Genomic DNA, 15,917 nt, shown 5'->3' on the forward strand with positions numbered 1-15,917 from the left:
TTTATCTATTTAAAAAATCTTCTCTCAATGTATCAGCAATAATAGGTTTAGAATAAAAATAACCTTGAATATGAGGACAACCATGCTCAACTATAAAATCTTTTTGCTCAGTACTTTCAACGCCCTCAGCAATAATGCTGAGATTTAAACTTTTAGCCAATGCTATAACAGATTTTGTGATTCCAATATCTTCTTCATTATCTGGTAAGTTTTTTACAAAAGTCCTATCAATTTTTAGTTTATGAATAGGCAATCTTTTTAAGTATGCTAAAGAAGAGTATCCTGTTCCAAAATCATCTACTGCTAATTCTACACCTAAATTGGTTATTTGATTAAGTATCTTAATAGCTTCTTCGGGGTTTTTCATAATCTGACTTTCAGTTACTTCTAAAGCAAGACATTCTGCTTTGCAACCTGTAGTTTCCATAAGATTTTTAAATACTTCAATAAAATCAGCCTGTTGCAATTGTTTAACAGATAAATTCATAGATAATCTACCAGGTTTAAAACCCTCTTTGTACCATTTTGCCATTTGTGTCATTGCAGTTTTCATAACATATCTATCTAACTCAACTATCAAGCCAGTTGATTCAGCCAAAGGAATAAATTTATCAGGAGATACTAAACCCATTGTTGGATGTTGCCATCTAACTAACGCTTCCATACCAATTAGTTTATCTGTTCTTCCGTCTATTTGAGGTTGATAATATACAATAAATTGTTCTTCTTTAAGTCCTATTCTAAGGCTAGTTGCCATAGCAACTCTTTCAAAAGCAAGTTCAGTCATAATTGGATCATAATACTGAAAATCATTTCTTCCTTCTTCTTTTGCTTTATACATAGCTGAATCAGCATATTTTATAAGATTTTGACCAGATTGCCCATCATTTGGATATATACTTATGCCTATACTAGCCGTTACATAAAGTATATGGCCATTTACATTCATATCTCCTGCAATAGCATGAAGTATTTTATCTGCAATCAACGAAGCATCTGCAGATTGCACCAAATCTTCTAAGATAATAGTAAATTCATCTCCCCCAAGTCTTGCTATAGTATCTTTTTCCCTAACCGTTTTTTGTAATCTTAAAGTAATTATTTGTAAAACTTGGTCTCCAACAGTATGGCCAAAAGAGTCATTTATCTCTTTGAAATGATCAAGATCAATAAAAAGAAGAGCAAATTTTGATTTATCTCGTTTTGCATTTTCTATGGCTTGATTTAATCTATCATTTAAAAGAACTCGATTTGGTAATTTTGTTAAATCATCATGATGAGCTTTATAATTTAATATATTTTTTTGCTCTTTTAATTCATCCTCCATTTTCTTACGTTCAGTAATATCTAAAGCAATAGCAACATATGCATTATGTCCTTCATAACTTGTAGGTTGTAAAAAAATATCTACATGATAAAATGTCCCATCTTTTCTTTTATGTATAGTTTGAGCCTGAATATATTGTTTTTCTTTTTTTATAACTGGTTGTAAAATATCTATAATTTTATTTTTTGTAATATATGGACTAATATCCAAAGGTGTCATTTTGCGAATCTCTTCTACACTATATCCAAGATTTTTTTGTGCACCTTTATTTATATAAAGAAATTTAAAATTTTCACTGTCAAATATGTAAATTTCATTTAGTGAATTATCTAAGATAAGACCTCTTTGATAAGATAAGTTTTGAGCTTCTATATCAGCTGTTATATCAGTATGAGTTCCTATCATACGAACAGCGTTGCCATCTTTATCGAATATAGCTTTTGATCTATTGTGTATCCATACCCAACTTCCATTTTTATGCCTTAGACGATGATTGACATCTACATAATCAATTTTACCCTCTATATTAGCTTGAACAACTTTCAAAACTCTATCTTTATCATCTTTATGGACTAATTTTTCCCAAGTTGCAAGTTCACCAGCTAATTCATCCTCTCTAAAACCTAGCATACCTTTCCATCTAGGAGAATAATACACTTCATTTGTTAAAAGGTTCCAATCCCAAATACCATCATTGTTTCCCAAAAGAGCTAACTCCATACGCTCTTTTAATTTTTTCATTTCTCTATTTTTATTGTACATTTTAGTAATATCTCTAGAAACTCCTACAACACCCATAAAGTTGTTATTGATATCTTTAAACGGTGTTTTTAAAGTACTCAACAATATCTTCTTACCATTTGAAAGAGTATGCCACTCTTCTTTTTCAAATGATTTGCCACTTTTTAGTACATTCTGATCTTCTTGGCGATACAAACCTCCAACCTCTTTCCCAAATAAGTCTATATCATTAAGTCCTATTATGTCATATTTGTCTTTTTCTACATAATAACTAAAAGTATCATTACATCCTATATATTTGCCATCAAAATTTAAATAGTCTTTATAAAAAATGCTATCTGGAGTTGCATTTATAACAGAGTTAAGGATATTGTATTGATACTCTGCTTCAATCTCAGCTTCAACTCTTTGTGTAACATCAACTAAAGTCCACAATACTTCACTGTTGTCTTTTATGGGGTCTCCAGAAATATGAGCCCAAAAGAGTGAGCCATCGCTACGTTTAAATTTATAATCAAGCTCTAAAGAAGTACCTGATATTACTGAATCAAAAGCTAGTTTTGAGAATTCTAAAAAAGAGGCTTTATTTATATGAAATATTTCTGCTGTACTTTTTAATAAAATATCTTTTTCGTATCCAAACATTTTACATAAGCAAGAATTAACAAAAAGATTATTTCTTTTGCTATCAACAACTAAGATACCGATATAAGAGCTATCAACAAGCTGTTCTATCCACTTCTTATGATTAATCATATAAATCACTTATATAAAATGTTAAATACAAAATCAATCCTCTTTTGTCATCTCATTTAATATATCAAAAAGTTGAGAACTATAAGACTCTGCTTCTTCCATAAGTCTTACAATATCATCTTTATTTTCGATATGAAGATTATTTTTAAGATATTCAATAGACTTTGATACATTTTCATGAACTTTTTTATGAGGTTCAACTAAGTTTTTATAGCTAGAAGTTCCTGAAAACACCTTTTTACCATCACCTTTTTCGTACCACTGTCCAAGCCTACAATCATGATAATTTGCAAATTCACCTACTATTTTTTCTTCTAGTAAAGAAACATAACCATTCATTTTATAAGTGATATGATCAATTTTTGCAAGATCAACAAAAAGTGTATGAGATATATTTGTGTTGTATTTTTTAATCTCATTTGAATTAGATATCAAAGTACTTAATGTCTGACTAAAAGTACCAAGTTTTTGTGTTGATTCATTTGCAAACTCTTCACTTTTTTCACTGTTTGCTAAAAGATTTGAAGTATTTTGTTTTAATACATTTATACTAGCTTCAATTTCAGAAGTAGCTTTTTGAGTTTTTTCTGCTAAATTTCTTACTTCATCAGCTACAACTGCAAAACCACGTCCATGTTCACCAGCCCTTGCTGCTTCAATTGCAGCGTTTAGAGCTAAAAGATTAGTTTGGTCAGATATATCTCTAATCAAAGATATAACCATACTAATATCATCTACATTTTTATCTAGTTGAATTGAACTCTCTTTTGATTCGTAAATCATCTCAATTATTTTATTAATTGCACCTACTACAATATCAGTGTTTGTTTGTACCTCTTGGGTAACTTTTTCATTTATCTCATTGGTTTCATTGATTTTTTCTATTTTATTTATATTTGAGCCAAAGCTTTTTTGTAGATTTTGCATATTTTCTTTAAATCCAACTACCATTGTACCAGTTAAAGATGATTTAAATTGTTCTTTTTTCCTTCCCTCTTCTATCTCTTTAAAGCTTTCTTGCACTTTGTGAGTCTCTTCTTGGGCTTTTAAAGCAATTTTTTCAACCTTTTCTATAAAAACATTGAAACTTCCGGCAACTTCACCAAATTCATCATTGCTAACATAATCAAGCCTCTTTGACATATCAGCTTCTCCACTTGCTAATTCATCAGATATATCTTTAAAAGCTTTTATAGGTCTTATAACTGCTTTTTGTACAACAAAAAATATAACAGAAAAAATTAAAATAAAAGATACTAAAACCATTATAATTTGTTCAATAATTATATTTTTTGACTTATCTAAAGCAGCATTAATAGAGTTCAAACTCTCGCCAACTAAAGCATAAGCTACAATATTTCCTGAAAAATCTTTTAATGGTTCAGATACAAAAAGAAAGTTTTCGCCTACAAATTGTTTTGTAGTATCGCTAATATCTACTTTTGTAAAATCACTTAAAAAAGTTTCATTGAGATTTTTTTCATTTGAAGCTAGAGCATATTTTCCTATTTGTTTACTTTTTTTAAGAAGAGTAGCTACCTTTAAATAGTCCTTTTTTAACAAAATCACCAACTCTTTGTTCATATCTTTTAAATCTTTTTCAATTTTTCCAAAACCTTGCATAAATTCAACAGAGCCAATATAGGTATCTTGAACTATAATTGGAGCTACTCCTCTAAGTACCAATCCCGCGCGACCTAGTTCAATAGCAATAAGAGGCTTTTTAGTTTCTTTAACTTTTACTATTGTTTTTCTAAAACTAGATAAATCATCTCCAAATTTCTTAGGATTCCATACTCTTAAAAAACTTTTCATATTTTCATCATGAATATGAATTTTAATATTTTTTAATTCACTATTTTTTTTGTATTCTGCAAGTAAAAGATTCATACCTTTAGCAGCTGCTCCTCTACTTCCATCCAACAAAGAATCAATTATATATGAGTTTTGAGATAAAGAAACTGCATTTGTTAAACCAACATCTTTGCTTACTTTATACTCTTTTTTAAAGAGGGTTTTTAGTTCTAAACTTTTTTGTTTATAAACATTTTCTTTTATTTTCAATTCAGATGAGATAAAGTTTATAGTAATTGTAACTAAAAACAAAACAAACACTATTACCAGTGGTAGATAAATCTTCTTTTTGATAGACATATTCCCCTCCCTCAAAAAATCTTATACTCTATCTTATCAAAATTATAAGTAAACTATAATCTATTTTGTTTACTTTTCATCATTTTTTATCAAAACATTACTATTCTCTTCAAATTCTACTTTTTCTATACGCTCAAATTCACTTGTAATTTTATGTGTTGAAACGGCTATCTCTTTTACATCTTTATTTACAGTTTCTATATGTTTTGATAAATTATCCCATCTTTTTTTATAAAGTTTGAAATTTGTAGATAGTTTTAGTAGCTCTTCTTGTATCTTTTTGGCTTGCTCTTGAGTCTTTATATCTCTTACAATCGCTGTAATTGTAGTTAGTAAAGCCATCAAAGTTGTCGGAGATGCAATCCAAACTCCTCTTTTTCTTCCATACTCAATTAACTCTTCATGATAAGCATTGATTTCAGCAAATATAGCTTCTGCTGGTAAAAACAAAATCGCCATATCAGCAGTTGTACCTTTTATGATGTACTTAGAGCTTATATCGTTTATATGCTTTTTAATATTTTGCTTAAATTCACTTGTAAATTTTGCATCTTCTATCATACGAGTATAATTTTCCATAGGAAATTTTGAATCAATCGCAATCAAGCCCAAAGGCTCTGGAGCTCTTATGATGGCATCTGCAATGAGGCCACTTTTAAAAGTATATTGCAAATCATACAAATCCCTTTTTTCACCAAAAATTGATTTTAAAATCGAGCTTAACTGAACTTCACCAAAGATACCTCTTGATTTTTTATCTGTTAATACACTTTGGAGTGAATTTACCTCTGAGCTAAGTGATTCTATTTTTTTCTGAGCTTCACCAATCTTTGCAATTCCAGTAATGATATCTTTGAAAGTTTTATCAATCTCTTCAAAACCTTTTGTAAGTCTATCTTCTACTTTTTCGTTAATTTTGGCTAATTTATCTTCTACTTTTTTTGTTAAATTCTCAATGTCTCGTGAACTTTTTTGGCTTATGTCTTTGCTCATTTCATAAAGGTTTTTTTGTAAATCTTCTCTTAGTTTTTGCTGTGAATTTGAAATCTTTAAAAAAAGCTCTGCATTTTTTTCAACCAATGAAGTTGTATCTTTTGCCCCTTGAAGTAAGCTTTTTTCTATCTGATTTATTTTTTCAAACAAAAACTCTTTTTGCTCTACATGTAAAGATTTTATTTGCCAAATTATCGCAATTACAGATAATAAGACAACACCAATAATTACTGAAAAAAATACTACATTATCCAAGTTTTTTTCCTTTTAAAACTGTATATAAAACAGGAATATAAAAAAGATTTAAAATAGTAGCAAAGGCCAATCCAAATCCCAAAGAAATTGCCATAGGCTGAAGAATAACAGCTTGACCTGAAGCAAAGAAGATAAGAGTTGAAAGCCCTAGTATAGTTGTGATTGAAGTTAGCATAATAGGTCTTAGCCTTCTTGTTGCAAACTGTATAAGCTCTTCTAGATTTAGAGCTTTTTTAATAAAATCCATAATGATAATTCCATCATTTACAACAACCCCACTAAGCCCAACTATACCTAAGAGTCCAGGCATAGTAAGATTTATGCCCATTAACATATGTCCAACTAAAACTCCAAGTAAAGAAAGAGGAATGGTAGTTAAAAGAACAACACTTAAAAATATTGAGTCAAACATCCAAACCAAAGCTAAAAAGATAAGAAATATTGCAATAGTTCCAGCCTCAGCCATCTCTTTTTTAATCTTATTGTTTTCTTTTTCTTCACCTTTGATATAAACTTGCAATCCATCTTTTTTAAACTCTTCAAGAGTTGGTTTTAATTTGTCTAAGAGTTCACCAGAAGTGATTTTAGCTTTATCAAGAGAAGCAAAAACAGAACTTACTCTAACTCCATCATCTTTATAAATATTTGCATACCCCTCTTTAAAGTCAAAATCAACAACATCTTTTAGAAGAATTTTTTTATCTGTATTTGGAATACTAATATAAAAGTTTTTTAAAGCATTGAAAGTATCTTTTAGCCTATCTTGAGAGCGAATTTTAATCAATTCTCCATTGTAAAACATTTTAGCGATTTCAGCTTTGAAAAAATATGGTCTTAACAACGAAGAGATATACTTCTCACTAAAACCAAGAAGTTGTCCATAGTTATTTACTTTTAACTTCAACTCTTTTTTGCCAGCTTTTAAATCATCATCAATGTTATAAACACCATCAACACTTTTCATTTTAGTATTCAATGTCTTAATCGCGCGTTGTAAAACTTTTGCATCACCACTTAAAGCAATTTCAACATCATTTCCAACAATTCCAGCTCCTGGAACTATTGCTTTAAACTCTTCAAACTCTTTTGAACTAGCTAATTCTTTCGTATATTTTTTAATATCATCTAGTATTTCATTTGCACTTCTTTGTCTTTTCATATTGCTACTATCATACTCTGGTGAGAGATATGGATTGATGTATTTGTTGAAAAAGTTTTCTGGTATTCTATCGCTTAAATCAATAAAAATATGAAAATTATTTTCTGCAATATGAGGCTTATACTTTGCGTCAAGCTTAAAACCACTAACACTTGCTATTGAGTTTACTTCATCTTTTGATAGCTTTGTCAGAAGTATCTTTTCTATCTTATTTACAATCTCTTGAGTATCTTTTAACTCATTATTTATATTTACTTTTCCACTTATATATATCTGAGTTGTATCAAAATCTGGAAATAGTTGGAATTTACTATTTTTTAACATAACTACTATAAGTGAGATTGTTATAGCTAAAAATAGTGTTAAAGCAGTTTTTTTATACTTAATCAAAAATGCTAGTATTTTGGCATATATCGCATTTAGTACCATCCACAAAGATTCATTTTTTTTAGTTTTGTTTTTTACTTTTAAAAAATCTTTTGCATGAAGCGGTAAGAAATAAAATGCTTCAAACAAAGAACTTATAAGCAATATTGAAATCATAATAGGAAGCATACGCATAAAAACTCCCATTTCACCACTCATAATTAAAAGTGGTAAAAAAGCAAATATTGTCGTAGCAGTTGCAGTTAAAACAGCTGGAAACATTTCAACTGCTCCATTTATGGCAGCTTCTCTTGGATTATCTCCTTTTTCTAAGTGCCTATATATATTTTCAGCAACAACAATTGCTTCATCGACTAGCATACCAAGAGCAATCAATGCTCCAAGCAAAGAGAGCATATTTAAACTATATCCCATCATTTCCATCCAAATAAGCCCTATCATAAAACTTACAGGAATTCCTAAACTTACTACAAATGCTATTCTTCCGCTTATAAAAATCCATACTGATATACCAACTAAAATCAAACCAAAAATTATATTTGAAATTACGGTATTTAGCCTATTTCTTATCCAAATGGAAGAGTCCGAATAGGTTTCAAAAGTAAAATTTTGATATTTTTGTTTATAATCTTTGAGTATTTTTTTGATATCTTTTACAAGTGCAATTGCATTTCCATTTTTTGATTTATTTATACTTATGGAAAGGTTTGGCTCCCCGTTAAAGTGTGAAAGTTGATCAGAGTCAGAGTAAGTAAAATCAGCACTTGCTACATCTTTTAAATATATTTTTTTGCCTCTTATGCTTATAATCGTATTATTTAGTTTTTCCTCATTGTTTTCTCCCCCAAGTGTACTTACAAAAAGATGATTTCCTTTTTGCTTTATGACTCCCACTGGAAAAACATCACTGAGATTAGATAAAACACTTGCAAATTCTAGAGGTGAAATACCGTAAGCTTTTAATTTTTCATGATCAATCTTAAATACAAGTTCTTTATCTGAATCTCCTCTAACTGTTACATCACTTAAATCTTCAATCTTTGATAATCTTGATTTTAATTCATCTGCAACTTTTAGCATTTCTTCTTTAGAGGCACTCCTACTAGCAATAGCTATGGATATGAGGGGATAATCAACCTCCATAATCTTTGCTATTGGCTCATCCATATCACTTGGTAAATCTTTTTTATTTGTACTTACTATATCTTTTACATCATCTAAAATTTTACTTCTATCAGTACCTCTTTTTAAGTATATAGTTATACTAAAAAATCCATTTCTTATGAAACTCTCAAACCTATCAACACCATTTAGGTTTGATATGTCATCTTCTATTGATTTTACTGCCATCTTATCTAGCACATCTGGACTAGTTCCTGCGTACGCTCCAGTTATCATGATTGAGTCTAAACTAGAAGGTGGAAATATCTCTTTTGGAATACTCCTATAAGCAAAAATAGACATAACAAATAAAAAAACTAAAAAAATATGATTTAATACACTTTTATCTACTGCAAATTTTACGAAAGCTTTTAACATTACTTCTCCAAGTCAATAAAAACAGAATCTAAAACTTGATTTTTAAATCTAATAGAATCTAATTTTTGTTTTAAATATCTATTTTCTTCTTTTAAAGTAGAGTACTCAGAATGTAATCTGTTTATATCTCTACTTATATAATATATTTGATTTTTTATATAAATCTTTGGCAAAACTATTAAAAATGCTACAAATAATGACAGATAAACTAAAAAGAGAAATTTAAAATCTAAATTTTTTTCTCTTTTTTGTTCTTCATCATAATCATTTAGTAATTCATTTTTATCATTTTTCGTATCTTTAACCATTGATTTTAAACACCCTCATCTTTGAACTTCTACTTCTAGGATTTGTTTTGCACTCTGCTTTACTAGGAATTATCGGTTTTTTAGTCAAAATTTTTCCTAGAGCATGATTGTTCCCACACTCGCACTTCATTATACCATCAGGGCAAATACAATTTCTTGACCAAAATTTAAATGTTTTTTTAACAATCCTATCTTCTAAGGAGTGAAAAGAGATAATAGCAACAATGCAATCTTTTAGATTTGCATTGTAAATTGATTCAAATAGTTCATCAAGCTCACCCAATTCATCATTTACTTCTATCCTAATAGCTTGAAAAGGAAGTGTTGCTGGATGAATTTTTGGTTTGCCACCTAATTTTTTAAACAATTCTGCCAAATCTTTAGAGCTTTCAAAAGGCCTATTATCGATAACTAGTTTTGCAGCCTTTCTAAAATCTCTCATCTCTCCATATTCTCTAAAAATCTCTTCTAGCTCTTCTTTTGAATAGTTATTAACAACATCTTTTGCACTTTTTGGATTATCTGGGTTCATCCTCATATCCAAAGTAGAGCTTGTAAACCCAAAACCTCTCTCTTCTTTATCTAATTGTAAAGAAGAAACTCCAATATCAGCTAAGATTCCACGAATTGGATAATCTTTGTAAGTTTTAATTACTGTTGAAAACTTTGCATGCTCAAATATAACTCTATCTTTAAATCTCTCAAGTCTTTTTTTACTAAAATTAATAGCTTCTTGGTCTTGGTCACAACAAATTAGTTTAATATTTGGATTTTGCTCCAACAAAGCTTCACTATGGCCACCATATCCAACAGTACAATCAACTATATATCCATCATCAATATCTTTAAAAACTTCTTTGACTTCTTCTAATAATACAGGCTTATGAGGTATATGCAAATCTTTTCCTAAGTTTTTTTGTTATAATACCAAACTAAGTAACAAAAAAAGGTTAAGTCTTGCAAAACTATCTTATCGAAGATTTAAAAAATATATCTCTTTCTATGTTCAGAAAAGATTTTATAGGTATTTTTCACGGTGCACTATCTGCAAGAGTTGCTCATAATCATTTTATTATCAATAAAAGAGATACAGTTTTTGATGATGTTGATAAAGATGACTTCATCGAACTTTACTCTAAAAAAGATTATCGGTGGAATGAAGCTAGTTTAGATGCCGAAATTCATTTAAATATATACAAAAATATTAACGAAGCAAAATACATTTGTTATGCAATGCCTCCTTTTACAACATCATACTCTTTAGTCAATGATGATATTGTCCCACAAGATTACTTCGGGATAAAAGAGATAGGTAATATCGATGTTTACGATCCAAAATCATTTGATGATTGGTATGAAAGAGCAGAAATTGAGATATATAGGTACTTAAAAGAAAACTCAACAAACTTAATGGTTATAAAAGGTTATGGAGTTTATATATTTGATAGAGATATCCACCAACTGGCAAAAAAAATAGCTCTTTTAGAAAATAGTTGTAAGTTATTATACTATGCAAGTGAGTTTAACAAAGGAAGATAGTTCAATTCTTTTCTTCCTTCTTCCCAAAAACCCAAATTTGACTCTGCATTGATGTGTCCTTTGTTACCTACATGTACAATTTTGCTACCCCATTTATTTGCTAAAAATTCTGCATTTTCTACACTATTATATTGGTCATTACTACTGATGATACATGTTGATTTAAATGGTAGTTTTTCTAAAGGGGGATTTGAGTAACCTTTTATATCTTTTGGAAAATCTTTTCTTTTTGTATCAGGAGGTGCTACAAGTAGCGCACCTATAATATTTTGATTTTGATAATACTTTTGTACCCATTCTACTACAGTATGACAACCTATACTGTGTGCAACTATCAAAATTGGTGAATTTATTTGATTGATTGTATTGTCTAACTCTTTAATCCACTCATCTTTATTTGGATGATTCCAATCTTTTTGTTCAACCCAGTAAGAATTATTAGTTTCATTAAACCATAATCGTTGCCAATGTTTGTCCAAAGAATTTCCATAACCAGCAACAAATAAAGTGCTATACATCTAATAAGGCCTTTATTGCTTCATATGCTACATCCATCATAGTGTCAATTTCTTTATAATCAATCACAAATGGAGGCATAAAATATACTACATTTCCAAGTGGTCTTAAAAATACACCTTTTTCCAAAGCATAATCAAATACCTTTAAACCAATTCTATCTTCACTTTTATAACCTTTTATATCAAGAGCTGCAATCATACCTGTTTGTCTTATATTTTCTACATTTTCTAACTCTTTAAATCTTTCCAATTTTTTAGCAATATAAGCAATTTTTTCTTGATTTTGTTCTATTATATTTTCATTTTCAAAGATATCAAGTGTTGCGTTAGCTACTGCACAACTAAGTGGGTTTCCTGTATAACTATGTGAGTGCAAAAAGGCTTTATACTCGTTATACTCGCAATAAAACATATCATAAACTTCGTTAGTAGTTAGCACGCAAGATAGTGGTAAATAGCCTCCTGTTAGTCCTTTTGAGAGTGCCATGAAATCAGGAGTCATCTTAGCTTGTTCACATGCAAACATACTTCCTGTTCTTCCAAATCCAACTGCAATCTCATCAGCAATTAGATGAATACCAAATTCATCACAAAGCTCTCTTGCTTTTTTTAAGTATTCTGGTGAGTACATATGCATACTTCCTGCACATTGTACCAATGGCTCTAGTATAAAAGCTGATATTTTTGAATCATTTTTTTCAAGTGTACTTCTTAAATCTTCAATAGCTCTACATGTAGCCTCATTAGACTTGTCTTTTGGGACTTCAACTTGAATGGTTTCTAACAAAATAGTATCAAATGTATCTTTATAAAGCCCTACATCACCAACTGCAAGAGCACCTAAAGTTTCTCCATGATAAGAATTTTTTAGAGAGATAAAACAAGGTCTATCTTCACCCTTATTTTTAAAATACTGATAACTCATCTTAAGAGCCACTTCAACTGCACTAGAGCCATTATCTGCCCAAAAAACTTTTTCTAGGCCTTTTGGTGTTAGCTCTACTAATCTAGAAGATAGCTTAACAATAGGCTCGTGAGTAAAACATGTTAGTATTACATGTTCTAAATTTTCAACTTGTTCTTTTAGCTTTTTGTTTATGTAGTCGTTAGAGTGTCCAAAAAGATTTACCCACCATGAACTTATAGAATCAATATATTTATTTCCTTCATAATCATACAAATATACTCCTTTTCCTTTTTTAATTGGAATAAGAGGCAGTTGTTCATAATCTTTCATTTGTGTACAAGGATGCCAAATATGTTTTAAATCTTTTTTTTTCAATTGCTCTATAAATTCACTCATTTTATCTCCATTTGCTCGTTTTTATAGTCGTTTAATAACAATAAGGATAAAATTATATCTAAAAAAAAGAGTAAGTACTACTAAGTTGTAGGTACTTGTTTAAAGGATTTAGATGATAACTTGGATGCAGCATCACAAAAAGTATCTAGTAATTACCATATGGGTAGCAACAATAGCATTTATTGGAGCTGGATTTGTCGGCTGGGGAGCATATGATTTTAACTCTGATAGAGCTTCAGCAGTAGCTAAGGTAGAAAATAGAAAAGTTTCTGTACAAGATTTTCAATTAGCGTATGCTAACTATTATAACTTTTATAATAACATGTTAGGTGGCACATTGACTCAAGAAAAAGCTGATCAAATGGGCTTAGAAAAGATTGTGATGAATGCAATCATAAACGAAACGTTGTTATTAAGCTATGCTGATGAAATTGGTCTTAGAGTACTTGATAGTGAAGTTAAAGAAGCAATTGCAAATGATGATGCTTTTAAAAATAATGGTGTTTTTAACAAAGAAACATATTACAGAGTAGTTAAACAAACAGGAATAAAACCAAAAGAGTATGAGCAAAATCTTAAAAAAACTCTACTTTTAGAAAAAGTCCAAAAGGCACTTGATTTAAAACCTTCTAAAATGGAACAAGAAATTTTCTCTTCTGCTATGTTTATGAAAGATAGATTAGCAATTGACATAATCAAGATAAATGCTGATGAAGTAACAATTAATGAAGATGAAATTAAAAAATATTGGGAAGAGCATAAAACAGAGTACTTAACTGAAAAAAGTTTTGATTTAGCAACAATCAAAATAGGAGCTTCAAACAAAGATGTTGACCAAAAAGAATTAAAATCTTTTTATGAAGAGAAAAAATATGATTATAAAAAAGCTGATGGAAAACTAAAAAGTTTTGATGAAGCATATGAGGATGTACTAAAAGATTATCGCATTAAAATGAGTAAAAGGGAAGCTTTAGAAACTTATTTGTTGTTTAAAAAATCTCAAATGAATCCAACAGGTAAAATGAATGTAAAAATAAGTGATAAAAATTTTCCTGTTGAAAAAATAAAAAATGCAAGATTAGGTCAAGTTTTAAAGCCTATACAATTTGAAAATGGATTTATTATAGTAAAAGTTACTTCTATTAACGAACCAAAACCAAAACCATACATTGAAGCAAAAGATACAATATATAAAAAACTTAAAAGTATAAAGCAAGCTAAGATGCTTAAAAAACAAGCTAAAGCTAGACTAGGTATTTTTAATGGACAAGATATAGGATTTGTAACTAGAGATTCTAAGAAACAAATACCAGGACTTAGCAATGAAGAGAGTATAGAATTTGTAAACTATGTTTTTGATACAAATAAAGCAAGTAGTTATAAGATTATCGGAAACAAGGCAATTCTATACAAAATACTGGAACAAAACTTGCTTAATAAAGACAAGTTGCAAGAATATGTAGATTTGATAAATACTAATATCATGCAAATAAAAAAAGCTGAGATAAATCAAAATCTCATTAGTGAACTAAAAAAGAGATATGCAATAGAACAATACTATAAAGGAAAATAATTGAGCACTACTATCTTAGGTATTGACATAGGTTCAAGTAAAATTTGTGCAATTATCGCTGAAAAAAGTGATGATGACATAAAAGTACTTGGAGCTGGTATCGCAAAGGCACAAGGACTTAAAAAAGGTATAATTACAAATATAGAACTTGCGTCAAAGTCAATAAAAAATGCACTAAATGACGCTAAAAGAGTAGCTGGTACTCAATATGAAAAAGTTATAGTTTCTATTTCTGGAGCGTATACAAAAAGCATAGATAGTAGTGGAGTTGTTAATATTCCTAATAGGGATATTGGTATAAAAGAGATAAATCGCGCTATGCAAATGGCTGATCATAATGCAAATATACCAAATGAATATGAAAAACTTCATATTCTCCCTTATAATTTCAAAGTAGATGATCAAGAATTTATAGAAGATCCACTTGGTATGAATGGAGCTAGACTTGAAGTTCAAGTTCACATCATAACTGCTCAGAAATCATCTCTTAGTAATCTTCAAAAAGCAGTCAAATCAGCTGGAGTTCAGATAGACAATATTGTATTGGCTGGTTATGCTTCAAGTATAGCTGTTTTAAATAGTGATGAAAAAGAGCTTGGAGTTGGTGTTATAGATTTGGGTGGGGCTACATGTAACCTAGTAGTTCATGCTGGAAATTCTATAAGATATAATGACTTTTTGGGTGTTGGCTCACTCAATATTACAAACGATCTTTCAACAGCACTTCATACGCCATTAGGAGCTGCTGAAAATATCAAGATAAATTATGGTTCATTGCAAGGTAATTCAAGTGATCTTATAGAGATACCTGTTATCGGAGATGATGGTTCTACTCATGAAGTTTCACTTGATATTGTTTCAAATGTTATTTATGTAAGAGTTGAAGAAACCCTGATGATTCTAGCAAAAGCACTAGAAGATAGTGGATTTAAAGACCAGCTTGGTGCTGGTATTGTCCTAACTGGTGGTATGACAAAGCTAGAAGGAATCAGAGAGCTTGCATCTGCGATTTTTGATAATATGCCAGTTCGCATAGCAAAACCAAAAGAGATGGATGGACTTTTTGAAACACTAAGAGATCCTGGGTATTCAACAGCAATTGGCTTAGTTTTATACGGCGCAGGACAGTTTACTCCATATGAAATCGATTCAAATAAAAAACTTAGATATAAAAATGAAGAAATTCCACCTAGTAAAAATGTACAAAATATTTTAGATGGTACAGAGGGCGAAAGCTTTGTTGATGAAGAAAGTGGAATAAAAAATGCTAAGGATAAATTAGCAACTATTGCAGACATAAAAGAAAAAGAAAATAGTAGTGGTTTTATAAGCAAAATATGGAACCGTATGACACAGTTGTTTTAA

General features: G+C 29.7%; 11 protein-coding genes. 3 read left to right on the forward strand and 8 right to left on the reverse strand.

Annotated elements, in window-relative coordinates; all coding sequences use genetic code 11:
- Position 1 precedes the first annotated feature (1 nt).
- The 6 genes from ACKGJI_RS06475 to rsmH all read right to left on the reverse strand — a co-directional run bounded on the left by ACKGJI_RS06475 (position 2) and on the right by rsmH (position 10,517).
- The gene (locus ACKGJI_RS06475) at positions 2 to 2,824 is read right to left on the reverse strand and encodes an EAL domain-containing protein (RefSeq protein WP_458699472.1); all 2,823 of its coding nucleotides are present in this window, start codon (positions 2,822 to 2,824) and stop codon (positions 2 to 4) included.
- A gap of 33 nt (positions 2,825 to 2,857) precedes the next feature.
- A complete protein-coding gene (locus ACKGJI_RS06480; protein ID WP_458699473.1) occupies positions 2,858 to 4,978 on the reverse strand; it encodes a methyl-accepting chemotaxis protein in 2,121 nt (706 codons plus the stop codon).
- A gap of 69 nt (positions 4,979 to 5,047) precedes the next feature.
- A complete protein-coding gene (locus ACKGJI_RS06485) occupies positions 5,048 to 6,226 on the reverse strand; it encodes a DNA recombination protein RmuC (protein WP_458699474.1) in 1,179 nt (392 codons plus the stop codon).
- Positions 6,219 to 9,311, reverse strand: coding sequence for an efflux RND transporter permease subunit (locus ACKGJI_RS06490; protein WP_458699475.1), 3,093 nt, complete (start codon positions 9,309 to 9,311; stop codon positions 6,219 to 6,221). The genes ACKGJI_RS06485 and ACKGJI_RS06490 overlap by 8 nt, the downstream gene beginning before the upstream one ends.
- A complete protein-coding gene (locus ACKGJI_RS06495; RefSeq protein ID WP_458699476.1) occupies positions 9,311 to 9,619 on the reverse strand; it encodes a hypothetical protein in 309 nt (102 codons plus the stop codon). The genes ACKGJI_RS06490 and ACKGJI_RS06495 overlap by 1 nt, the downstream gene beginning before the upstream one ends.
- Positions 9,612 to 10,517: a 16S rRNA (cytosine(1402)-N(4))-methyltransferase RsmH gene (rsmH, locus tag ACKGJI_RS06500; RefSeq protein ID WP_458699477.1), complete on the reverse strand. Its 906-nt coding sequence runs from the start codon at positions 10,515 to 10,517 to the stop codon at positions 9,612 to 9,614. The genes ACKGJI_RS06495 and rsmH overlap by 8 nt, the downstream gene beginning before the upstream one ends.
- Before the next feature lie 59 nt (positions 10,518 to 10,576).
- On the opposite strand from rsmH, the gene ACKGJI_RS06505 reads away from it, so the two are divergent.
- Complete coding sequence (locus ACKGJI_RS06505; RefSeq protein ID WP_458699478.1) at positions 10,577 to 11,158, forward strand: class II aldolase and adducin N-terminal domain-containing protein; 582 nt, start codon at positions 10,577 to 10,579, stop codon at positions 11,156 to 11,158.
- On the opposite strand, the gene ACKGJI_RS06510 is transcribed toward ACKGJI_RS06505, so the two are convergent.
- Together ACKGJI_RS06510 and ACKGJI_RS06515 are read right to left on the reverse strand one after the other, a co-directional pair.
- Positions 11,128 to 11,676, reverse strand: coding sequence for an RBBP9/YdeN family alpha/beta hydrolase (locus ACKGJI_RS06510; RefSeq protein ID WP_458699479.1), 549 nt, complete (start codon positions 11,674 to 11,676; stop codon positions 11,128 to 11,130). The genes ACKGJI_RS06505 and ACKGJI_RS06510 overlap by 31 nt on opposite strands.
- Complete coding sequence (locus ACKGJI_RS06515) at positions 11,669 to 12,979, reverse strand: adenosylmethionine--8-amino-7-oxononanoate transaminase (protein WP_458699480.1); 1,311 nt, start codon at positions 12,977 to 12,979, stop codon at positions 11,669 to 11,671. The genes ACKGJI_RS06510 and ACKGJI_RS06515 overlap by 8 nt, the downstream gene beginning before the upstream one ends.
- Positions 12,980 to 13,091: 112 nt before the next feature.
- Here ACKGJI_RS06515 and ACKGJI_RS06520 point away from each other — a divergent pair, with 112 nt between their 5' ends.
- Together ACKGJI_RS06520 and ftsA are read left to right on the forward strand one after the other, a co-directional pair.
- Positions 13,092 to 14,552, forward strand: coding sequence for a peptidylprolyl isomerase (locus ACKGJI_RS06520; RefSeq protein WP_458699481.1), 1,461 nt, complete (start codon positions 13,092 to 13,094; stop codon positions 14,550 to 14,552).
- Positions 14,553 to 15,917: a cell division protein FtsA gene (ftsA, locus tag ACKGJI_RS06525; RefSeq protein WP_458699482.1), complete on the forward strand. Its 1,365-nt coding sequence runs from the start codon at positions 14,553 to 14,555 to the stop codon at positions 15,915 to 15,917.

The organism is Sulfurospirillum sp. 1307 (assembly GCF_054408545.1).